We start from the raw sequence: 19,874 nt of genomic DNA on the forward strand, positions 1-19,874 counted from the left end.
AGGCCGCGCGTGATACCTGTCAGCGGTCCCGCCGACCCAGCAAGCGCAGCCGCAGCGCGTTCAGCTTGATGAAGCCTGCTGCGTCGCGCTGGTCATAGGCGCCCGCATCATCCTCAAACGTCACGACTTTTTCGCTGTAGAGCGAATAAGGCGACTTGCGGCCAACGACATAGACGCCGCCCTTGTACAGCTTGAGCCGCACCGTGCCGGTGACCTTTTCCTGGCTATGGTCTATCGCCGCCTGCAACATCTCACGCTCCGGGCTGAACCAGAAGCCGTTATAGATGAGTTCGGCGTAGCGCGGGGCCAGCTCGTCCTTCAGATGCGCCGCGCCGCGATCCAGCGTCACCTGCTCGATGCCGCGATGGGCGAGGTGATAGATGGTGCCGCCCGGCGTTTCATACATGCCGCGCGACTTCATGCCCACGAAGCGGTTTTCGACCAGGTCGAGACGGCCAATGCCATGTTTGCGGCCATAATCGTTGAGCGTTTCCAGCAGCGTTGCCGGGGACATGGCGACGCCGTTGATGGCCACGCCATCACCGCGCTCGAAATCGATGGTGATATATTCGGGCGCGTCGGGCGCGTCCTCCGGGTTGACCGTCCGCGAATAGACATAGTCGGGCACTTCATCCCACGGATCTTCCAGCACCTTGCCCTCGGACGAGGTGTGCAGCATGTTCGCGTCGGTCGAAAAGGGGCTTTCGCCGCGCTTGTCCTTGGCGATTGGAATCTGGTTCTTTTCGGCAAATTCAATCAGGCGGGTGCGGCTGGTCAGATCCCATTCGCGCCACGGCGCGATCACCTTGATGTCGGGCGACAGGGCATAATAGCCCAGTTCGAAACGGACCTGGTCATTGCCCTTGCCCGTCGCGCCATGCGACACGGCATCCGCGCCCACCATCTTGGCGATTTCGATCTGGCGCTTGGCGATCAGCGGCCGGGCGATCGAGGTGCCGAGCAGATAGAGACCTTCATAAAGCGCATTGCTGCGCATCATCGGGAACACATAGTCGCGCACAAATTCTTCGCGCAGATCGTCGATGAAGATATGCTCTTCCTTGACGCCCATCAGCCGGGCCTTGGCGCGCGCGGGCTCCAGTTCCTCGCCCTGCCCCAGATCAGCGGTGAAGGTCACCACCTCGCACTGGTAGGTCTGTTGCAGCCATTTCAGGATCACGCTGGTGTCGAGGCCACCGGAAAAGGCAAGGACGATGCGGTTGATCTTGTCTGACATGGCTAGCGACTCTTCTGTGCAAGGGTGGCGCGGATGATGCGCGCGGCGCGTATCAGCCAGTGTGCAAAAGTGCAACCGGACAGGCAAAAAGGGACCGAAAGCGTAGCGCCTCCGGTCCCTTCACTCTGTCTTCAGTCCAATCAGGACGTGCGCGGCTTCAGAAGGCCGGTACGCACACCATCATTGCCGAAGCGATAGACGGTCTGGCTGCGATCGACCGCCGGAGCAGGGGCTGCAACCGGGTCAGCCGCGCGGGGCGCTGGCGGGGTTTCGATCGCCTGGCGCTCGGCCAGCAGGAACCTTGCCCGACGCAGCCGCTTGGCATGGGTGAGGAAAGGATTTTCCGCGCTGGGCGGCGCGGCCACCATCGCCGCGATCGTGCGCTCCTCGTCCGTTGCCGGGGCAGCGGGCGTAAGAGCGGTACGCGGCGCGGCAGGCGCTGGCCTGACGGGTTCCGGCGCGGCCTCAACCGGCATCGTCGCGGCAACAGGCATCGGCTGGGCCATCGGCGCGACGGCCTGATCGTCCACAACCGCGTCAGCGGGACGCCGACGGCGCATCATTGCAGCGCCACCCAGTCCGGCAAGCAACAGAGCGACGCCGCCCATGGCGAACAGAAGCGCATTGTCGGTCCGGGCTGGCTGCTCGGCCATGACAGGCTCGGCGGGAGCCTGGGCCATCGGCTCAGGCGCAACGATTGGTGCAGCGGGAGCTGGCGTCACTGTCGGCGGCGCAACAGCCGGGGCCGACTGGGCAGCAGATTGGGCTATGGCGGCAGGTGCTACCGGCGCAGCGGCCCGTTCCACGCTGCGCGGCGCGGCGCGGCGCGGGGCAGGCGCAGGCGTGGCGGCGGCCTCCGCTTCAGCGGCGGCAATGGCTGCGGCGCGACGCTCCTCGACCGACGGGGTTGCCTGCACGACCGGCGCGCTCGGCGCAAATGTCGGCGTGGCTGGCGCAGCGGCAACGGGCGCGGCCGCGGGTACCGAAGGCGTGGCGGGGGCCGTCACGGTGGGGGCAACCGGCGGCGGGGCGATTTCCTGCGCCAGCAAAGGGGTTGCACTGAGAGCCAAAACAGCGGCGATCGCGGCCCTGGCGGGGCGAATGGGGCTTGTGTGTTCAGTCATAGCGAGAGAAGAACCCGCGACATCTTCAATCGACTGCAAGGCGACTCTCGATTCCGGGACGGAAGGAGGCGGATAAGCGGCAGATTGATTGAGATGAACAATGGTTCATCTTCAAATGAACCGCAGATTTACAGAACTATACTATGTTTCGTCTGAACGGCGACTTTCCCTATATGCGCCATCCAGCAAAGCGTCCTGCCGCGCCTGATCCGTGCCCTGCGCGATCCGCTCCGCCTTCGTCCGGCCGAATTTGGCGCGATTGCTGTCTGCCGCGCGCGCCTTGTCGGCCCGCGCCTTCACCTTGCGCGCCTGACGCAGATTGACGACATTGCTCATGTGCCGATGACCCTTCATGTGCGGCTCGTTCAGCATCTATCATAGGAGTCGCGATCATGACTTGCCAAGCGTGGCGTCTCCCTTCCATGACAGGCTTATGACCAGCATCCACGACGTCGCCGCTTTGGCCAAGGCATCCATCAAGACTGTGTCGCGTGTCGTGAACAACGCCCCCAATGTCAGCCCGGACCTGCGCAGGCGGGTGCAGGCGGCCATCGATCAGCTTGGCTATCGCCCCAATCAGTCGGCACGGCGGCTCGCGGGCGGGCGTTCCTTCATGATCGCCTATCTCTACAGCAACCCCGCCCCCGGTTATATCAGCGGCATCCAGTCCGGCGCGGCGGCGCGCTGCCGCGAACTGGGCTATCATCTGGTGGTGGAGCCGATTTCGGCAGCGGGCGAGGAATGGTTCGACGTGCTGGACCGGCTGGTCGCGGCGTTGCGGCCCGACGGCGTGCTGCTGGTGCCGCCCTTGTCGGACAATGAAGCGCTATTGGCGCGCCTGGCGGAATTGCGCCTGCCCTGCGCACGGATCGCGGGATCGGTTGTCGCGGCCAGCTTCAACATCCACACGCCCGAACGTGCCGCCGGGCGGATGGTCGCCGACCATCTGATCGGGCATGGCCACCGGCGAATCGGCATTATCCCTCCCCCGCCCTCGCACCGCGCGGCGCTGCGCCGGGTCGAGGGGTTTCGCGACGGGTTGAGCGCGGCGGGCCTGCCTGTCGACGACGCGCTGTTCGTGCCGGGCGGTTTCGATTTCACGTCGGGCATCGCGGCAGGCGAAGCGCTGCTGGCCCTGCCGCAGCCGCCCACGGCGATCTTTGCGACCAATGACGACATGGCGCTGGGCGTACTGACCCTGGCCCATCGCATGGGCCTGAACGTGCCGGACGATCTGTCGGTGGTCGGTTTCGACGATACCCCCGCGAGTCTCACCAGCTGGCCGCCGCTGACCACGGTGCGTCAACCGCTTGAGGAAATGGGCCGATCGGTCATCGACGCGCTCGCCAACGGGCCGCTCGACGAACCGGAATTTCTGTTCACGCTGGTGGAGCGGGGCAGTTGCGGGCCAAGGCCGGGCTGATCTGCTGAGGAAGGGCTGGAGCGGGTAGCGGGGATCGAACCCGCATCACAAGCTTGGAAGGTTTGGAATATTCCCCGCGCATAGTTGTCCATAATTCTACAAACTTGAGAAATCCGTTTGTTTTAACATGCCTTCGCCGCTTATGGTTGGAACGGAAATGACGGTATAGGCCATGGCGTGCTTATCCAGTGCTTATCTGGAAGGTGTGATGAAAGCGAAGTTGACCAAGGAATTCGTTGATCGGCTGGAGCCCGATCCAGACCCCAAGAAGCGCCTCACCGTTTGGGATACCGAGCTCGCTGGCTTCGGTGTCACCGTAACTCCACCCGGCGTCCGAGGCGGCGGGGTGAAGTCATATATAGTCCAGTATCGTCCAGGTGGTAGCGCCAAAACGAGACGGGTCACAATTGGAAGGCATGGCCCAGAGTGGCAACCAAAAGCGGCGCGCGAAGAGGCGGCTGAAATCCTTCGGATGCGCCGCAAGGGCATAGACCCATTCGAGGAACGTGCCCGGCGCCGGATGGCGGAGCAACAGGCCCATGATGATGCCGCCATCGCTAGGAACATCGCAAACGATCGGGCCTACAATTCGTTCTCAGAGCGATTTATCGAGGAATATGCGAAACCGCACCAGCCGCGCAGTTGGGAAGGAACCGCAAGGGCGCTGCGCGACATCGGTCGGTTGTTCAACAATCGTCGTGTCGACGAGCTGAAGCGCGAAGAGATACGCATCGCGCTTGCCAAGCTTGTCGAGCGAAGCCCCTCCGCTGGGATCGCAGCCCACAAGGCGCTCCGGAAACTGTACAATTGGGCCACCGCCGAGACGATCTTTTTCTGGCATCCCATGAAAGACATGCCTGCGCCGGCAGAGACCACTGTGCGCGATCGAGTTTTGAGCGGGCCCGAGATGAAGATCATTTGGAAGGCCGCCCTTGCCATGGGCTATCCCTTCGGCACCATGTTTCAACTTCAGCTCGCCACTGGGCTGCGAATTCGTGACGTGGCCAACCGTAAGTGGGGCCAGTTTCAACTGGACAATGAGGCAATCCTTATCCCTGCCGCCGAGATGAAGCGGCCGAAATCAGACAAGCGCGGCGACTTTCTCGTTCCGCTGAACGAATATGCCATGAGGGTAGTGGAGATTCTTCCCCGTATCGCCCCTCCCGCTGGCATCACGATCGCGGAAAAGGATCGGCCGATGTTCACATCGAAAGGCATCAAGCCTGTTGCGGGGTTTAGCGCAGCGAAGGCCGACCTGGATGCCATGATTGAGGAAATACATGACTCTCCCCTGCCCCATTGGACCAGCCATGATTTCCGTCGGACGATGGCAACTGTGATGCAAGCGTTGGGCATTGCCTCCAACATCATCGACCGGCTTCAGGATCACAGGGACCGGGATTTGTCGAAAACGGCGCTGCACTATCAGCATTGGGACTTCTTCGAGGAAAAATGTGAGGCTGCCGAGCGCTATGGCGAATATCTTTGCGGCGTGCTGGACGATGATCAGCGATACGCCGACCTAGCGCGCAAAGTGGAATTCAGGCTGCGACAAAGCGAGTAAAAAGAGCGACGTATTGTATCCGTTACCATCGCTACAAACGCTTAAAAACAAAGAAAATTGCAATTATCTCATTGATAATAATGAATTTTCTAGTCGATACAACTTTTCTAAAATCGCTTTAACTGTCCCTGTCACTCATTGACGATGGAGTGACGTATGGACGGAAAGTTGTGTTTCATTCGTGAACCGGAGGTGCGCCGCCGGACCGGGCTGTCTCATTCGACGATCTGGATAATGCGCAATGCTGGCGACTTTCCTCAGCCGGTTAAACTTGGTTCGCGCGCGCTCGGGTGGGTGGAGCACGAGATAGACGAGTGGCTGGACGCTCGCCTCCGCGCGCGGGAGGCCGCGTAATGGTCGCGGACGCTGGTGACGAATATCTGACCGTTGAGAATCTCGCTTCGTACACCTCTCTGACCCGCGATTTCTGGAACAAGTTGCGGTGTGAAGGAGGCGGCCCCCGCTACGTGAAAATCTCTGCGCGCGTAGTTCGGTATCGGCGTAGCGATGTCGATGCTTGGATGGCCGAACGGACACGCCTATCGACCTTCCAGGAGGCGCCCCAGTGACCGCGCGGGCTTCACCAAAAGAAATGGCCCCCGCCGGCAAGCAAGGGGCCATCTCCATCATGATTTTCGATAACGCCCGATCGTACCTCAGCCGAATCACCATCGCAAGCGCGGAGGTGGGCCGTGGGTGAAGTGATCGCATTTCCCGGAAGGCCTCTCCGCGGCTGGCTCGTGTTCCCGGATGGAGAATTGTGGGGCGCCCGGAAGATTGGCTTTGGCGGTGAAGCAGAAGCGTACCCACCATCCGAAGCGCTTGTCACGTTCGGCTGCATCATGTCGATCATTCGCGAGCATGACGTGCGCATGGGCTTGCCGATAATCGTCAATCCGTTGGCGACGGCCCTCGGAGGCGCGGCATGACTTCTCGTGTCATCGAGGTCGCCCCGCTGCCCACTCGCGACGGGTTCAGCGTGATAGTCCCGCCTCCGATACCGGACGAGCCCCTCGACGCCGAGCTTCCGGACTATGACCTGTCTCTTATACACATCTAGATGTGTATAAGAGACAGCCGCTGCCCAATCGCGACGGGTTCAGCGTGATAGTCCAGCCTCCGATACCGGACGAGCCCCTCGACGCCGAGCTTCCGGACTATGACAGAGCACGCGCCTGGGCAGATGGTCTTCGCCGCACGCGCGGCTCGCGGATCATCGACAGATCAGGGGAAGCGATATGAGCTTCGACGCGCTCGCTTGGGCTAGCAAGCAGCAGCCCGGAAAAATGGCAGCGAAGATGGTTTTGCTGTGCCTGGCCAATTACGCCAACGAAGATGGCGAAGCCTATCCCTCAACGGCTGCGATCGCAGCCTTCGGCGACATGAACCATAAGACCGCTACCACAGCCCTTGATCGGCTGGAGGAGATTCAACTGATCTCTGACACCGGCCGCCGACAGGGTAAGTCGGGCCAGATCAAGGTATATCGACTGCACCTTGAAAGGGGGCCGGAAAAGGTAGCCTCCCTAAAAAGGAAGCCGCCCGTTTCTTCTACTCAAGCCGACCTAAAACGGGAGGTTGAAGCCTCCCGAAAACGGGTGACGGATACAGTCAAGGAACCAATCAAGGATACCCTTCCTCAGAGAGCCGCGATTTCTTCAGAAAAGATCGGCGCGCGCGGCACTCGACTTCCCGACGGCTGGTGCCCTGGTCCATTGCCGGGATCTGTGGCCCAGCTGGTCGCGCAATGGCCAGCGAAACGTGAGGAACGTGAGCTTGATAGCTTTCGTGATTTCTGGCGGTCGGCAGCTCGCAATGCGACAAAGCTCGACTGGGATAGAACGTGGCACAACAGGATTCGGGATGTGCATGACCGCGTATTGCGCACAACCAGCGCGGCTACCGCACCGCAGGAATACAGCAACCCACTGGTGAGGGCCGCAATGCGCTTTGAGGCCGAGCATCTGGCTCGCGAACTTCATGATCACCAATTCCACGCAGGAAAAAGCGGATGAACGCCCATATCGCGATCGCTGATCAGTCGGGCAACGTGCTTGCCCGTGAGGCGCATCGATTGTTGCCACCTAAGTTAAGCAAGCTGCTCGACGAAAGTGCCGCATTCAATGATCTGCCGGTGATAGGGCCGATTAGCGCACAGAAACTGCGAGATTACGTCCTCGCGTGCCAAGCCACAGCCGCCACTCCCCTGCAAATCAATCGAATGATTGCGCACGTGGCCAACATGATGCCGTGTCCTCGCGGGATGACGGACGAAGAAGCTGCCGAGCGGATGACGATGATGCGCCATGCTCTTCGCAGCTTAGCAGCGACCGATCTCAAAGCCGTGTTCGATGCGATCCTGCGCACCTGTCGCTTTTTCCCGACCGTCGCCGAAATTGAGCAGATCAGCGCTCCAATTCGCGCCAGACGCATGGCCCGCGCCAACCGCGCAGAGATGCTGGTGATGAAGCACGATAGAGAATGGCAACAGCCGCTCCGTGATACCGGAGATGGAAATGACTGACCTTACCCCGTTCAAATTCGAGAGCCGCCCCGTGCGGATCACTGATCGAGATGGCCAGCCTTGGTTCGCGCTGGCAGACGTTTGTGCGGTCCTCGAGCTTCAGAACGTAGGCAACGCAGCCGCTCGGCTCGATGACGACGAGCGCGATAGCATCCGCAATCCGGATGTTAATCGCGGTCGCGGCAACCCCGACCTGCTCGTCGTCAATGAAAGCGGGCTGTTCAAGCTCATGTTGAGGAGCAGGAAACCAGCCGCGAAACGCTTTACCAAGTGGGTGACGTCGGAAGTGCTGCCATCGATCCGGCGCTCCGGACATTACGGCGCTGCAGCCGCGCCGCTTAACCTGAGTGACCCGGCTGTCCTACAGCGCCTGTTGCTCGAACATACTGGCAGAGCACTGGCACTTGAAAATCGCAACAACGAGTTGGCCACCCAAGCGGCGGCGCTCGCGCAGTTGACCCATGCAGAGGGCGCGCTATCCATTACCGATGCGGCGAAAGCTCTTAATACCGGCCCGCGCGCGCTGTTCGGCTGGATGGAGCAACGACTGTGGATCTACCGTCGATCGGGCGGTTCGCGGTGGCTGGGCTACCAAGCAAAGATCTCGGCTGGGCTCATCACCCACAAAGTCACGCGGCTGGAGCGGCCGGGCCAGCCGGCGAAGTTCGTAGAACAGGTATTGCTGACGCCCAAAGGCATCGCGAAGATCGCGGAAATGATGGCATCTGAAAAGGCCGATACTTGGAAAGGCGCGGAACCATCATGATGGACGGGCACATCCAAATGAACATCGATGCTGCCGAGTTTCGCGCATGGCTGAAACAGCGCAACGGCGGGCAGGAGCCGGATTGGGACTGGGTGCGCCGGAATTACGTTTCGCTCGCCAAGGCTTATGGGAAAGAGGCTCCCATCTTTTGCTCGCCATCTCCGCCGCCAGCACCTTCAAACGACCGCTATGACGAGCTTCATTGATGGCAAAAAACGATGGGCGTGCCCTCACAGTTGGACCAGTACGCACGCGCGCACGCGCGAGCCGAAAGACGGAGAAAATCCGCCAGGAAATCCTGCAGTTCATCGTCGCCGGCGAAAGCATTCGCAGCATCTGCGATCGTGAAGGGATGCCGTGCAAATCCACCGTCATGAACTGGATTGCCGCCGATCCGGAATTCCGCGCGGGTTATGTCGCCGCCAAAGCGCTATATGCTGAGGTGCTGGCAGAAGAGATTATCGAGATTGCCGACGACGCCAAGTATGACTGGGTGGAGGGCGAGAATGGCAAAGAGCTGGATTATGAGCATGTGCAGCGCTCTCGTCTTCGCGTTGATAGCCGCAAATGGCTCGCTGCCCGACTGTCACCCAAACGGTACGGCGATTCAGCAATGCTGAAAATTGGTGAAGCTGAGGCGGCTCCTTCCGCCGCAAATGGGTTGAGCCAGAACGAAATAGCGGTCCGCTTGGCGGCTCTCGCGCAAAGCGTAAGCAAACAGAAGGGATAAGACATGGCATTTGACATCATCAGCTTCCTGGAACGGTCAACCCAAGAGCAGTGTCGAGAACTGGGGAATTTGCTGCTGGAGTATGCGGAAATTCCTCGCGGGCAGAAGATGCAAGAACAGATGATCTTGATCCGGAGCATGATGCCGCCGGAAGATCAGGATATGGCTGCTGCGATTGAGCGGGGGCGCAATCGCGTGCGCGCCCTTTCAAATGGGATGCGCGCCGATGGCATGGATCATCAGGCGCTCATCGAAGCCGAGTTGAAACGACGTGGCGACACGCGGACGTTTGAGCAGTATCGTGACGATATCGGCGGGGTGCATAGCGATGCGCATTACCGCGACTGACCGCCAAGTTTGCGGCGCAGTGCGGCGAGATGGAGAGCCTTGTCAGAAGATGCCGATGCGCAACGGACGCTGCCATCTACACGGTGGAAAGACGCCCAGCCGCAAAAGGCTCATGTCTGACGTAGTATCCTTACCTTCGCATCCATGAATCCCGCCCGAATGGGTTGCGGTTCACCGCTCGGCTTTGATCGGCAATTTCTTTGCGTCGGCGGCTGGTCTCTTCAGCGGCCGTGACGCCGGATGGCAAGTAGATCGAAACGGGCTGATATTCGTTTTTGCAAGTTGGGCATTGAGCTTTGTTCGCCAACCGCGACTGCACGGTCTGCATCACGCGACCTTCCGCTTTGCATTTCGGGCATACGGGAGCGCCCTTCGGGGTGCCATCTTCATTTGGGAGATAATAGTATCCCCCAGGCCCTTCCACCAGTTCACCTATCTGCTGGATGGCCGCCTTGAGCTCCGATATCTCTTTGTCCTTGCCCGCCAGCACTTCCTGCACCTCCGCCAGCGCCACCCGGCCGTCGGCGAGCGCGACGGTGACATCAGCCAAGCGCTGCTTCAGTGTTGCCTCATCGAGTGATTTCTCGGCAGCCCTGATGGCCTTCACGACCTCGCTCGCCGTCTTGAGCGATGATAACGCCGCGATCAAATCCATTGGTCACCTCCTGCCTTCGATCGGTCGATTCAACCGCTCGATGTCGAACCCTATCGTCGCAGCGACGATCGACAAGGAGGAGTTTCGACCGTGGCAGACAAACCGACTTTCACCGAACAGGATTATATCGCGCAGCGGGATGCGCTGGATCAGCAGATCCGCGTTGCCGAGGATGATCATCACCGTGCCGGCTATCAGCAGGTTCTCGGCGAAACGACCCAGGATGATGTCGACAAGACACTGGTGACGCTGGATGCGCTCAAGAACCGACGTCGCAGTTTGGAGGCTGCATGGCAGGAAGCCCGTCGGCGTGCGGCAGGCGATGCGCTTAGCCGTTCCCAGGCTGCACAGGCTGCCCGCATTACCGAAATTGACCGGCAACTTGTCAACCGGCTGGCAATCGCCGCCAAGATTCAGGATGCCGCCAAGCTGCTCGCACGGCTTGTCGTCGATTATGACGCGGCTGGCTCGACAATCAAAGAGAATGCCAAGCAGCTATATTCGATGGCATCTGTAACGCCAGGCGACAAGGCGCGGCACTCGCACGCTGTGTCAGCCTTGCAGGAGGATCTCTTCGACGGCCGCGATATGGCGTTACTGTCCGGTCTGCTCGCGAAAGAAGGCGTCACCTTCTCCACTGTTCCCAGCGCCAACGCGCGTACAGAGTATGAACGGGTTGGCGGGCTCACCTCGTTTGTCGCAAAGGTCAATGCGAAGATACGAGCGCGTGCCGCTTCCCTTTGCCCCCAGGGGGAGAAACTTTCATGAGCCAGCAACGCGCCCTCGTTCGCGTTCAGCTACCCCAACCTGACGATCGCATCGCCGAAATCGGCGGGACCGTCGAGCGAGAGGGGTTGGACTGGAAGTTCGAGCCGGTCGATCCTGCAGAATGGGCGGTTTGGAACGCTAACCATCGCAACGATGAACGTGTTGCCAATGAGTGCCGGCGGACTGGCCAGTTGCCGGATGTGCCGCCACCGGCTGGGGTCTACACGCCACCGGAGGCGATCCGTCGTCCAACCAGTGGATGGACGCCTGATATGAAGTGGACCCGCTGACCGTGTGCGCCCCAGTCGCAACCCTCGCGCTCATCGGAACGGCGATCTCTGCGGCTGGGACCGGCTTTGCCGCCCTGCAGTCCAGCGCACAGTCCCGATACCAAGCCCAAGTTTCGGACCAGAACGCCCGCCTGTCTGCCGAGGCCGCCCGCACCCAGCAGGACGCCACGCGCCAGGAATTGCAGACACACTGGCGACGACAGGCGCAGCTTCAGGGGCAGCAGCGTGTCGCGATGGCGGCCGGCGGGCTCGACTTGGGCTTTGGCAACGCGGCGGACCTTTCGGCCGATACGGCGATGCTCGGCCGTGAGGATGCCCAGCGGATTATCGACCAAGGCGCCAATGCCGTGAAGGGCTTTGACATCGAATCCGCCAATTACCGTGCGCAGGCGCAGGCATCCCGACAGTCAGCGTCCGGCGCACTGGTGGATGGCGCGTTCGGTGTAGCAACAACCGCGCTCAGCGGTGCGCAACAGTACGGCACTTTGAAGGCTCAGTTCGGGAGCGTCGGCCGCAACGCATATGGCATTAAAGCCGGGAGCATCTACTAATGCCGCGCATCCCCCAATACGGAGCCCCTACCGTAGGCCCAATCGCCCCGGTACAGGCGCGCTTCCGCCCGGCCGACAATAACGGCGGCTTGTTCGGCGCCGTCGCGACTGGGCTCATGAAAACCGGCGCAGCGATCGGCGACTATGCTCAGGTGCGCGCACGCATCGTCGCCGAGGAAGAGGAAACCAGCGCCAAGGAGGCCGATAACCAGTTTGCATCCTTCATCCAGAGCGCCATGGATGATCCTGAAACCGGCCTCCGCAACAAGCATGGCAAGGATGCCAAAGATGCGTTTGAGCCGACAATGAAAGAGATCGAGCGAAGACGATCCGAACTGCGCGGCACCCTCAGCACACCGATCGCGCAGCGTGCCTTCGATAGCGTCGCCGACCAGCGTATGCTGTCAGCCCAGTCTCTCGTATCACGCCATGTCGCACAGGAATTCGATAGTTGGCAGGACGATACGCAGGCTGCACGCATCGCCCTATCGGTGTCGGACGCTGGTACCGCGTATGACGATCCAGCCGTCGCCGACAAGCATATCGCCACCGCCTTGGGCGAGGTCCGCAAGATGGGCGAGCGCAAGGGATGGTCGCCGGAGATGGTGGCAATCGAGAGCCTTAAGACCGAATCGGCTGCCCGACGGCTGGCCGGCAATCGCCTCTCGGACGTCGCCCCTGATTTGGGTGAGCAATATCTGAAGGTCTACGGCGCGCGGATGGAGCCAGGTGATGTTGATGCCGTGCAGGATCAGATCCGCACCCGCCGGAGCGCTGAAGCGGCCGAGCTGCGCCGAATGCAGGCGCAGGCGCGGCAGGAACAGCGGGAAGAGGCTGCCCTTGTTTCCGAGCAGGCCCGCGATGTGCTCGACATGATCGACAATGGCCATGAGGTCGACGCCACCTCGCTGGGCAAGCTCGCCTCTCGTCTCGATCAGCTCGACAAGCCGGTCTTGGCATTGCGTCTGCGTTCGGCTGGTGAGGTCCAGACATTTACCAGCGAGGCCCGCCAGTGGCGGCCGGACCAATTGCAGGGCTGGCTCAACCAGCAGCGTGGAGAGAAGGGCCAGCGCACACCGGTGCAGGCTGCCCGCATCGATGCTGGCGAGCAGCTGCTGGGCAAGATGCGCGCCCGGCTGAAATCGGACCCGCTATCATGGGCCGCGGAGGCTGGTGTGGCTCAACTGGCACCGGTGGATTATAGGGACGCCCGCAGTATGCAGGCCCGGATCAAGACGAGCCTAGCTGTATCGGAGCGATATGGAACGCCCCCGACCTTCCTGACTGATGAAGAAGCAACGCTGATGGCGGGGCAGATCGCGAAGGCCAACACTCAGCAAAAAAGCAAGATCGCCGAAAACATCGTCACGGGCTTCGGTCGCTATGGCCGGGATGTGCTGGGCAGCATTTCGGGCGCAGATCCGATCTTCGCCCATGCCGGCGGGCTGGCGGCCACCGTGCCAGGGGGCAAGGATACGGCCGAACGGATTTTCGCAGGGCAGCAGGCGTGGAAAGATAAGGCTGTCGCCATCCCTTCACTCGATGCTTTCCAGGCGGCGCCCGGGCTTGGATCGGCATTAGCATTCACGCCGAAAACGCGGGGCGCGCTCTTCAAATCGGCGCAGGCCATATATGCGAGTGAAGCAGTCGCGGCTGGTCTCGACCCGAAGTTCGTAGATCCCGACACATGGGGTAAGGCCCTCAATCGCGCGGCTGGAGCAACCTACAGACAGGATGGCAGCCGCGTCGGCGGGCTAGGCAGCTATCGTGGAAACAATATCATCCTCCCGCCCGGCGTCGCGCCTGAAGAATTCGGCACCCTCATGGGCAGGATCAATGCCGATGATCTGAAGGCGATCGGTGCGAGGCCGACATATGGCAATGGCAAGCCTGTGAATCTGGAAACGCTGCGCTCCGGCTACCTCTTTGATGCCGGCAGCGGCCGCTACTCCGTGGCGCTCGACAAGCGCGGGACGCAATTTCTGCGCGGTCCAAAGGGGCAATTCATTCTTGATATGAATGCCCTCGTCCCACGCCTTCGCGGCCGGGCGCCACAGGGTGTACTTGAACAAGTCGGTGATTGGCTGGGGTTCTGAGATGCCGCAGGATTATTTCTTCGGGGAGGATGGCGAGACAGGCCAAGCTCCAGCCGATTTCGCCACCGGTCCCGCCACCGGTTTCCTCGACAACTTTCGAGAGGCATATCGATCCACCAGCATGGCTGGACGCACCGACAGCCGGGATCTCACATTGGCCGATGCCTACGAGCCGGTTATCGAAAGTCTCAATCAGGGCTTTCGCAAAGCTGGCGGCTGGACGCTGGTTTCCCCCGATCGCGACCGGATGTTCACCAACCCCTATCGCGGGGAGAGCAACAGTCCATGGGTCGTAGGGGACAGGGGCATCCCGGCACAGGAGCAACGGATCTGGGACGAGATCGGGCGCCGTCGCCGTTCCGACCCGAAGTTTCTCGCCGAGCTGGGTGCGGATCGTGCAGCTTTCATCCAGCAAATCAATGCGCGGGCGAAAGCGCAGCTGGAGCGAGAGGGCGACGTCGGCGACCGTGCCACGACAATGGGGACGATCGGCGGGTTCGCCGGCGCATTGTCTGGAGGCTTCTCCGACCCGGTCAACCTTGCGACGCTAGTGCTTGGCGGCGGGCCTTCGCGCTCAATCCTGAATACCGCCCTTCGCGAGGCGGGGATAAATGCCGCGACTGAAGCCGTGACGCTTCCCATCATAGCGCAGCGTCGGGAAGAGATCAGCGTACCCATGACCGCGAAGGAGGCCGCCATTTCGGTGACTGCCGCCGGCGTATTGGGCGGTGTGGTCGGGGGCAGCGTGGAAGGATTCCGGCGCCTTGGTAAGGAATTCCAGCCCGGCCGGGTACGCACCCTGTCCGATGAGGAGTTGCTGGCCGCCACCAAGGACATGCCCGATCCAGAAATTCAGGCTGCTCGTGACGTCGTCGCCGAAAATCTGGAGATCGATCGCCTCAACCCATTCGAAGATACGCCATCCGGGCAGGTCCGCCATCGTGAAGCGCTTGAGGCTGCCACGGCTCAAGCCCTTGATGACGGATTTACCGGCCGCGAGCCGCTCCCGCCTGTTACTCCTTCGGTGCAGGAGCGGCTCGCCACATTCTCAGAACCAGCCGGTCCCGGCCAGGCTGACCAAATCGCAGCTTTGACCCACGACATCCGCGCAGCGATGGCAGCGCCGCCGCCCGGGCTTCCAGCCGCCGCCGCTCCGCAGGCTGGCGCCGCGCCGGCGCAAGCGATCCCCCGCGACCGGCTCATCAACGCCGTGATAGGGCAGGAATCCCGTGGCAATCCCAACGCGGTCAGTCCCAAAGGCGCGCGCGGCCGGATGCAGGTCATGCCGGGCACAAATGCTGATCCCGGTTTCGGCGTCCGGCCAGCGGCCGATAGCAGCGAGGCAGAGCGTGCGCGCGTCGGCCGTGATTATCTCGACGCCATGATGACGCGCTATGACGGCAATGTCTCGATGGCACTCGCGGCCTACAACGCCGGACCAGGCCGCGTGGACCAGTGGATCAAAAAGATCGGCGACCCCCGCACGGGCGCTATTACCGATGCCGAATGGGCGCGGCGCATCCCGATCAAGGAAACTCGCGAATATGTGCCGAGCGTGCTGGAGCGCGCTGGCGTCGTGGCGGACGACATGCCGGCGATCGCCATCGAGGAAGCTGTGACCGACGGCCAGGCCGTGCCGGTCATGCGCCCGCTCCAGGAACTGTTCGCCGAGCATGACGCGGACGACGCATTTATTTCAGCCGTGGAAGCCTGCCTGCTATGAGCCTCGACAAATGCCTATCCACCCTCGCGGCAACCGGCGCGATCGATCCCGGCCGTGAAGAGCAGGCCCGCAAGATCTTCGAGGAGATCCGGGCCGCCATCGGCGACGAGCTGGGCGCCGACGAGGCAGCGGCTCAGGCCACGCATCGGGCGCTGGAGCGCATGAAGCGGGAGGCAGCGGAAAAGCGGAGGCAGACCCTCCTTCAGGCATCCCGCCAGCGTGAGATCATGGGCAATCTCCGTGGCTATCGCGACGCCAAGGGCCGGGAGGACTGGGCAGCCGCCGCGACTGCGCATTTCGATCGCGATGAAGCAGCCACCTTTTCCAACATGGAGGCCCGGCGCAAATCGATCCTCGGCCAAGCTCATGGCCGCATGACGGAGGTTCTCGCCACCTTCCGACGCGATCTCCTCGGCCGCGTCCGCAACGACGCTGAGATGGATGATCTGGCGCGCGCCTCGTTCGGGCAGAAGATCGACAATGCCAGCGCGCGCGAGCTGACCACGGCATGGACCGAGACGCATGAATATCTTCGCCAGCGGTTCAACCAGGCTGGGGGCCATATCCCGAAGCGCGCGGATTGGGGCCTGCCCCAGACCCATGACATGGTGGCGGTGCGCAAGGCAGGCTTCGACGAGTGGCGCGCCTTTGTGTTACCGCGGCTGGACCCATCGCGCATGTATGACGATCTGACCGGTCGACCGATGACGCCGGCGCAGGTGGAGCGGACGCTGCGGGAGGTGTTCGACACGATCTCGACGCAGGGATGGAACAGCGTCGAGCCGTCCGGCGTCCCCATCAACGGCAAGCTCGGCAATCGCCGAGCCGATCCGCGCTATCTCGCGTTCAAGGATGCCGACGCCTGGCTGGAGTATCAGGGGCGCTTCTCCAAAGGCACGCCGTTCGACGTGATGCTGGGTTACATCGATGGCATGGCTCGCGACATTGCAGCGCTGGAGGTACTCGGCCCCAACCCGAGCGCTACGATGCGCTGGATGGAGCAAATGATCACGAAGCAGGCGGCCGAAGCGGATGCCAAGACGGGCAAGGGCATGCGCAGTCAGCGAGCTCGATCGGCAGTCAAGCAGATGCGCGATATGTGGTCGCACCTGTCAGGCCGTTCAAATGCTCCAATCAACAGCAACTGGGGTAATGCACTCGCTGGCACTCGATCCATGCTGGTATCTGCGCAGTTGGGAAGCGCGTCCCTAACGGCGGTATCTGACCTTGCCTTTCAGCGCATGGCAGCGAAATTCAGCGGCTTGCCTATCACCGGGGTTCTCCGCAATTACGTCAAACTCTTCCGGCCTACCGTAACCGAAGATCAGAAACTGGCGGTGCGGCTGGGCCTGATCGCAGAAAACTGGTCGACGATCGCGTCGGCCCAGCAGCGCTACACCGATGAAGTGGCGGGCCCGGAGATCGCGCGACGGCTGTCCGACTTCACGATGCGGGCATCAATGCTTTCACCTTGGACGCAGGCAGGTCGATGGGCGTTCGGCATGGAGTTCATGGGCTTCATGGCTGATAACCGCGGGAATGGCTTCTCGGCATTGCCCCTGCCGCTTCGGAACACGCTGGGACGCTATGGCATTAGCGCAGAAGAATGGGACATCGTCCGCAAGACTCCCGTCTATTCTCACCAGCGAGCGACATTCCTGCGGCCCGACGACTTGGCCGGCCGCCGTGACATTCCGGAAGGCATAGCGAACGATCTCGCGACACGCCTGCTCGAAATGGTGCAAACCGAGACCGAGTTTGCCGTCCCCAGCGCAAGCGTGCGCGGCAAGGCACTGCTCTTTTCCGACGCGCCGCCCGGCACGTTCGTTGGCGAGTTGGTCCGTTCCGTTGCGCAATACAAGAATTTCGGGGTGACGATGATGTTCACCCATGGCCAGCGGGCGCTGATGCAAAAGGGAAGGATGGCCAAGGTCGGATACGCTGCGAACCTGTTCATCGGCGCGACCGCCATGGGCGCCCTCGCCTATCAGCTGAAGCAGATCGCCAAAGGCAAAGAGCCGATCGACATGACGGGCGAACATGCTGGCGAATTTTGGGGCGCCGCAATACTCCAGGGTGGCGGCCTTGGCATTTACGGCGATTTTCTCTTCTCCGACGTCAATCGCTATGATCGCGGGATGGCGGAAACACTGGCCGGTCCGACCGTCGCCGCGGCCAACGATATACGCAAGCTGACGATCGGCAATGCCATTGAGGGGACTTCCAATGCCTGGGAGGCGGCGCGCGGACGGCCGACGGAAGACACGAAGATCGGTAAAGAAGCCGTCCAGTTCGCGCGCAACTACACGCCCGGCGGTTCGCTTTGGTATGCGCGGCTGGCCTATGAACGCATCTTGCTCGACCAGCTCCAGAAGGAGTTGGACCCGGACTACCAAGAGCGATTCAGATCAATGGAAGCCCGCGCCCGGCGCGAGATGGATCAGGAATACTGGTGGCGGCCGGGAGAAGCGGCGCCGAACTGAACCGAAACAAGACGGGTACCAAAGCGGAACGCGTATGAATGGTTAACAATTCTCTACCTGCGCGGTGCGCAAGTGGGGAGAGGGCCACCTCTTAACCCCCTCGATTTGCCACCCAGGACGCCACCACAGTGACAAAATGGGACTCGATGGCGTCATGCCCCACTTCTTGGCGAATTGCGCCCTGCGAGCTTCTGAGGAGGATTTTTGCTTGTGCGCAATAACAAGTCGTTGCATAACGAATGCGGCCCAGAATCGCTCCAACGATTCCAGGCCGCTAACCGCGAGTGAACCGCGGTCGATTTTTGCTGAAAGCCGGTAGAAACTGACGTTCTACCGGGCAATTGTCAACCCGGTTCATCGCATTTGGTAGAAAGCCAATGCTATGAAACGCACTTCATCTCCTCCCATATCGCCTGAAATGGCGGCCCATATTAAGTTCCTGGTGCAAAGCCAGGGGCTTTATCAGCATCAGGTTGCCGCCCTCGTCGGCGTTAATCAGGGGCGGGTCTCCGAAATCATGCGGGGATACAGGTATCCCGACGTTCAGGCTGCCCAAGGCTCCTTTCCTTTCTGATGGGCAGCAACGACGGCGAATGGGTAATTGTGCAGTGTATAACGCTGCGCAATGGCAGCCGATTGTGTAAGCCGAAGGGACAGGCCTTTCGCTTTCGCGCCACTACCCCGCGCAAGCCGAAGCGCGACGAATAACCCTATCAACGAAAAAGTGGGCCGGTAACTCCGGCCCGCTTTCTTATGCGCGCGTCACCGTCACAATGCGGAGAGATCGCCAGCGTCCTTGACCATGCTCGCGACGATTTCCTCATTTGGCGCACCGCCATCCCCCCATAGGGCGAGAAATTTCAGGCGGAATTCTCGATCGTTTGACGGCCGGGTTTCTATCAGCACGCGAAAAACTGCGTGGTAAGCCTCTCCAAGGCGGCCTTCATCATCGCCGCCAGCCGCGTTGAGCGCCTCGTACGCTGCCATGAACTGCCGGCAGATAGACATGAAGGGTGTATCGCCCAACGTCGCCACCGAAATCTCCGACACGGCAGCGCCAGGCGCTTCGGCCGTGCGAAGTTTCCGCAGGTCACCCAAAATGACATCAAATTCAGCCTGGCCGAGCGTGGCGTCTTCCGCCTCGACCTGCAAAGAAAGGATTTTCCATTCGATTGCGTCAAGGTCAGGCGCCCGCATCCGGCGAAGGCGATACTCAGCATCGATCATTGCGTTACAAAGCTCATCCGAACGATCTCGTTCGTAGGCGTCTTTCGCGGCGGTGTAGGCCCCCATTGCTTCCTGCCAATTTGCTACATCGTTGATGTCTTTGACAGGTTGGCCGACATTCCAGATTCGCGTGAGATCGGTCAGCAATTCAGCATGGTCGACGTCGCATTCCTGCGATTGCAAGAATTCAACCTTCGCAACCAAGTCGCCGAGCGTAACGGCTGGAAATCTGATGACAGCATCCCAAGCCGGTTGATCGAGTTGCTCAAGCCGCTTCATCTCGGCGTCTATCGCTGGATCAAACGGCCCATCGTGACTGAATTCGAAGCGGTCTCGGATTTCCTGCTCTGCTGCGAACCTATTGT

The 19,874-nt window shown here is 61.2% G+C and carries 25 protein-coding genes; 20 read left to right on the forward strand and 5 right to left on the reverse strand.

Features of this window, described 5'->3' with window-relative positions; genetic code table 11:
- Positions 1 to 19 precede the first annotated feature (19 nt).
- The 3 genes from FE851_RS12380 to FE851_RS12390 form a co-directional block, all read right to left on the reverse strand.
- Positions 20 to 1,237: an argininosuccinate synthase gene (locus FE851_RS12380; RefSeq protein ID WP_107125614.1), complete on the reverse strand. Its 1,218-nt coding sequence runs from the start codon at positions 1,235 to 1,237 to the stop codon at positions 20 to 22.
- Between the two features lie 140 nt (positions 1,238 to 1,377).
- On the reverse strand, positions 1,378 to 2,361 hold the full coding sequence (locus tag FE851_RS12385; RefSeq protein ID WP_261370912.1) for a hypothetical protein: 984 nt from the start codon (positions 2,359 to 2,361) through the stop codon (positions 1,378 to 1,380).
- A 141-nt stretch (positions 2,362 to 2,502) separates the two neighbouring features.
- A complete protein-coding gene (locus FE851_RS12390) occupies positions 2,503 to 2,697 on the reverse strand; it encodes a DUF4169 family protein (RefSeq protein ID WP_145204367.1) in 195 nt (64 codons plus the stop codon).
- Positions 2,698 to 2,794: 97 nt separating this feature from the next.
- Between FE851_RS12390 and FE851_RS12395 the strand changes: the two genes are divergently transcribed.
- From FE851_RS12395 to FE851_RS27295, 13 genes are all read left to right on the forward strand, one after another.
- Complete coding sequence (locus FE851_RS12395) at positions 2,795 to 3,784, forward strand: LacI family DNA-binding transcriptional regulator (RefSeq protein WP_145202789.1); 990 nt, start codon at positions 2,795 to 2,797, stop codon at positions 3,782 to 3,784.
- 208 nt (positions 3,785 to 3,992) lie between these two features.
- Positions 3,993 to 5,348, forward strand: coding sequence for a tyrosine-type recombinase/integrase (locus FE851_RS12400; protein WP_170271899.1), 1,356 nt, complete (start codon positions 3,993 to 3,995; stop codon positions 5,346 to 5,348).
- A 156-nt stretch (positions 5,349 to 5,504) separates the two neighbouring features.
- Positions 5,505 to 5,702, forward strand: coding sequence for a helix-turn-helix transcriptional regulator (locus tag FE851_RS27285; protein ID WP_120251825.1), 198 nt, complete (start codon positions 5,505 to 5,507; stop codon positions 5,700 to 5,702).
- A complete protein-coding gene (locus FE851_RS27290) occupies positions 5,702 to 5,917 on the forward strand; it encodes a helix-turn-helix transcriptional regulator (protein ID WP_120251824.1) in 216 nt (71 codons plus the stop codon). The genes FE851_RS27285 and FE851_RS27290 overlap by 1 nt, the downstream gene beginning before the upstream one ends.
- Before the next feature lie 123 nt (positions 5,918 to 6,040).
- Complete coding sequence (locus FE851_RS12415) at positions 6,041 to 6,277, forward strand: hypothetical protein (protein WP_145202793.1); 237 nt, start codon at positions 6,041 to 6,043, stop codon at positions 6,275 to 6,277.
- Positions 6,274 to 6,408 (forward strand): hypothetical protein, encoded by a 135-nt coding sequence (locus FE851_RS26745; protein WP_261370913.1) that lies wholly within the window; start codon positions 6,274 to 6,276, stop codon positions 6,406 to 6,408. Before FE851_RS12415 ends, FE851_RS26745 begins: the two co-directional genes overlap by 4 nt.
- 178 nt (positions 6,409 to 6,586) lie before the next feature.
- Positions 6,587 to 7,363, forward strand: a complete 777-nt coding sequence (locus FE851_RS12425; RefSeq protein ID WP_120251821.1) for a helix-turn-helix domain-containing protein — start codon at positions 6,587 to 6,589, stop codon at positions 7,361 to 7,363.
- Positions 7,360 to 7,872, forward strand: coding sequence for a hypothetical protein (locus FE851_RS12430; RefSeq protein WP_120251820.1), 513 nt, complete (start codon positions 7,360 to 7,362; stop codon positions 7,870 to 7,872). The genes FE851_RS12425 and FE851_RS12430 overlap by 4 nt, the downstream gene beginning before the upstream one ends.
- Entirely contained in the window at positions 7,865 to 8,638 is a 774-nt protein-coding gene (locus FE851_RS12435; RefSeq protein WP_170271900.1) for a phage antirepressor, read from the forward strand. Before FE851_RS12430 ends, FE851_RS12435 begins: the two co-directional genes overlap by 8 nt.
- On the forward strand, positions 8,635 to 8,844 hold the full coding sequence (locus tag FE851_RS12440; RefSeq protein WP_145202799.1) for a hypothetical protein: 210 nt from the start codon (positions 8,635 to 8,637) through the stop codon (positions 8,842 to 8,844). Before FE851_RS12435 ends, FE851_RS12440 begins: the two co-directional genes overlap by 4 nt.
- Positions 8,844 to 9,368 (forward strand): terminase small subunit protein, encoded by a 525-nt coding sequence (locus tag FE851_RS12445; RefSeq protein WP_120251817.1) that lies wholly within the window; start codon positions 8,844 to 8,846, stop codon positions 9,366 to 9,368. The genes FE851_RS12440 and FE851_RS12445 overlap by 1 nt, the downstream gene beginning before the upstream one ends.
- A 3-nt stretch (positions 9,369 to 9,371) precedes the next feature.
- A complete protein-coding gene (locus FE851_RS12450; RefSeq protein ID WP_120251816.1) occupies positions 9,372 to 9,716 on the forward strand; it encodes a hypothetical protein in 345 nt (114 codons plus the stop codon).
- Entirely contained in the window at positions 9,697 to 9,864 is a 168-nt protein-coding gene (locus FE851_RS27295) for an HGGxSTG domain-containing protein (protein WP_409994487.1), read from the forward strand. The genes FE851_RS12450 and FE851_RS27295 overlap by 20 nt, the downstream gene beginning before the upstream one ends.
- Here FE851_RS27295 and FE851_RS12455 read toward each other — a convergent pair.
- Entirely contained in the window at positions 9,847 to 10,371 is a 525-nt protein-coding gene (locus tag FE851_RS12455; protein WP_120251815.1) for a zinc finger-like domain-containing protein, read from the reverse strand. The two genes, FE851_RS27295 and FE851_RS12455, sit on opposite strands and share 18 nt — an antisense overlap.
- Before the next feature lie 90 nt (positions 10,372 to 10,461).
- Here FE851_RS12455 and FE851_RS12460 point away from each other — a divergent pair, with 90 nt between their 5' ends.
- From FE851_RS12460 to FE851_RS12490, 7 genes are all read left to right on the forward strand, one after another.
- Positions 10,462 to 11,139 (forward strand): hypothetical protein, encoded by a 678-nt coding sequence (locus FE851_RS12460; RefSeq protein WP_120251814.1) that lies wholly within the window; start codon positions 10,462 to 10,464, stop codon positions 11,137 to 11,139.
- Positions 11,136 to 11,429 carry a hypothetical protein gene (locus FE851_RS12465; protein ID WP_145202802.1) on the forward strand — a complete coding sequence of 98 codons (294 nt, stop codon included), beginning with the start codon at positions 11,136 to 11,138 and terminating at the stop codon, positions 11,427 to 11,429. The genes FE851_RS12460 and FE851_RS12465 overlap by 4 nt, the downstream gene beginning before the upstream one ends.
- Positions 11,417 to 11,980, forward strand: a complete 564-nt coding sequence (locus tag FE851_RS12470; RefSeq protein ID WP_232015792.1) for a hypothetical protein — start codon at positions 11,417 to 11,419, stop codon at positions 11,978 to 11,980. Before FE851_RS12465 ends, FE851_RS12470 begins: the two co-directional genes overlap by 13 nt.
- Positions 11,980 to 14,076, forward strand: coding sequence for a hypothetical protein (locus FE851_RS12475; RefSeq protein ID WP_120251812.1), 2,097 nt, complete (start codon positions 11,980 to 11,982; stop codon positions 14,074 to 14,076). The genes FE851_RS12470 and FE851_RS12475 overlap by 1 nt, the downstream gene beginning before the upstream one ends.
- A 1-nt stretch (position 14,077) precedes the next feature.
- Entirely contained in the window at positions 14,078 to 15,799 is a 1,722-nt protein-coding gene (locus FE851_RS12480; RefSeq protein ID WP_170271901.1) for a lytic transglycosylase domain-containing protein, read from the forward strand.
- Positions 15,796 to 18,282, forward strand: a complete 2,487-nt coding sequence (locus tag FE851_RS12485; protein ID WP_145202805.1) for a hypothetical protein — start codon at positions 15,796 to 15,798, stop codon at positions 18,280 to 18,282. Before FE851_RS12480 ends, FE851_RS12485 begins: the two co-directional genes overlap by 4 nt.
- Positions 18,283 to 18,664: 382 nt before the next feature.
- Positions 18,665 to 18,856: a helix-turn-helix domain-containing protein gene (locus tag FE851_RS12490; RefSeq protein ID WP_120251809.1), complete on the forward strand. Its 192-nt coding sequence runs from the start codon at positions 18,665 to 18,667 to the stop codon at positions 18,854 to 18,856.
- A gap of 194 nt (positions 18,857 to 19,050) precedes the next feature.
- Here FE851_RS12490 and FE851_RS12495 read toward each other — a convergent pair whose 3' ends face one another.
- Positions 19,051 to 19,788 carry a hypothetical protein gene (locus FE851_RS12495; RefSeq protein ID WP_145202808.1) on the reverse strand — a complete coding sequence of 246 codons (738 nt, stop codon included), beginning with the start codon at positions 19,786 to 19,788 and terminating at the stop codon, positions 19,051 to 19,053.
- Positions 19,789 to 19,874 lie beyond the last annotated feature (86 nt).

It is taken from the genome of Sphingobium sp. B2 (assembly GCF_007693735.1).
Lineage (GTDB): Bacteria > Pseudomonadota > Alphaproteobacteria > Sphingomonadales > Sphingomonadaceae > Sphingobium > Sphingobium xenophagum.

What these genes read in the sequence shown, in the direction of transcription:
- FE851_RS12380 (WP_107125614.1), bottom strand. Translation starts at nt 1,237, where the DNA reads ATGTCAGACAAGATCAACCGCATCGTCCTTGCCTTTTCCGGTGGCCTC.
- FE851_RS12385 (WP_261370912.1), bottom strand. Translation starts at nt 2,361, where the DNA reads ATGACTGAACACACAAGCCCCATTCGCCCCGCCAGGGCCGCGATCGCC.
- FE851_RS12390 (WP_145204367.1), bottom strand. Translation starts at nt 2,697, where the DNA reads ATGAGCAATGTCGTCAATCTGCGTCAGGCGCGCAAGGTGAAGGCGCGG.
- FE851_RS12395 (WP_145202789.1), top strand. Translation starts at nt 2,795, where the DNA reads ATGACCAGCATCCACGACGTCGCCGCTTTGGCCAAGGCATCCATCAAG.
- FE851_RS12400 (WP_170271899.1), top strand. Translation starts at nt 3,993, where the DNA reads ATGAAAGCGAAGTTGACCAAGGAATTCGTTGATCGGCTGGAGCCCGAT.
- FE851_RS27285 (WP_120251825.1), top strand. Translation starts at nt 5,505, where the DNA reads ATGGACGGAAAGTTGTGTTTCATTCGTGAACCGGAGGTGCGCCGCCGG.
- FE851_RS27290 (WP_120251824.1), top strand. Translation starts at nt 5,702, where the DNA reads ATGGTCGCGGACGCTGGTGACGAATATCTGACCGTTGAGAATCTCGCT.
- FE851_RS26745 (WP_261370913.1), top strand. Translation starts at nt 6,274, where the DNA reads ATGACTTCTCGTGTCATCGAGGTCGCCCCGCTGCCCACTCGCGACGGG.
- FE851_RS12425 (WP_120251821.1), top strand. Translation starts at nt 6,587, where the DNA reads ATGAGCTTCGACGCGCTCGCTTGGGCTAGCAAGCAGCAGCCCGGAAAA.
- FE851_RS12430 (WP_120251820.1), top strand. Translation starts at nt 7,360, where the DNA reads ATGAACGCCCATATCGCGATCGCTGATCAGTCGGGCAACGTGCTTGCC.
- FE851_RS12435 (WP_170271900.1), top strand. Translation starts at nt 7,865, where the DNA reads ATGACTGACCTTACCCCGTTCAAATTCGAGAGCCGCCCCGTGCGGATC.
- FE851_RS12440 (WP_145202799.1), top strand. Translation starts at nt 8,635, where the DNA reads ATGATGGACGGGCACATCCAAATGAACATCGATGCTGCCGAGTTTCGC.
- FE851_RS12445 (WP_120251817.1), top strand. Translation starts at nt 8,844, where the DNA reads ATGGCAAAAAACGATGGGCGTGCCCTCACAGTTGGACCAGTACGCACG.
- FE851_RS12450 (WP_120251816.1), top strand. Translation starts at nt 9,372, where the DNA reads ATGGCATTTGACATCATCAGCTTCCTGGAACGGTCAACCCAAGAGCAG.
- FE851_RS27295 (WP_409994487.1), top strand. Translation starts at nt 9,697, where the DNA reads ATGCGCATTACCGCGACTGACCGCCAAGTTTGCGGCGCAGTGCGGCGA.
- FE851_RS12455 (WP_120251815.1), bottom strand. Translation starts at nt 10,371, where the DNA reads ATGGATTTGATCGCGGCGTTATCATCGCTCAAGACGGCGAGCGAGGTC.
- FE851_RS12465 (WP_145202802.1), top strand. Translation starts at nt 11,136, where the DNA reads ATGAGCCAGCAACGCGCCCTCGTTCGCGTTCAGCTACCCCAACCTGAC.
- FE851_RS12475 (WP_120251812.1), top strand. Translation starts at nt 11,980, where the DNA reads ATGCCGCGCATCCCCCAATACGGAGCCCCTACCGTAGGCCCAATCGCC.
- FE851_RS12480 (WP_170271901.1), top strand. Translation starts at nt 14,078, where the DNA reads ATGCCGCAGGATTATTTCTTCGGGGAGGATGGCGAGACAGGCCAAGCT.
- FE851_RS12485 (WP_145202805.1), top strand. Translation starts at nt 15,796, where the DNA reads ATGAGCCTCGACAAATGCCTATCCACCCTCGCGGCAACCGGCGCGATC.
- FE851_RS12490 (WP_120251809.1), top strand. Translation starts at nt 18,665, where the DNA reads ATGAAACGCACTTCATCTCCTCCCATATCGCCTGAAATGGCGGCCCAT.
- FE851_RS12495 (WP_145202808.1), bottom strand. Translation starts at nt 19,788, where the DNA reads ATGAAGCGGCTTGAGCAACTCGATCAACCGGCTTGGGATGCTGTCATC.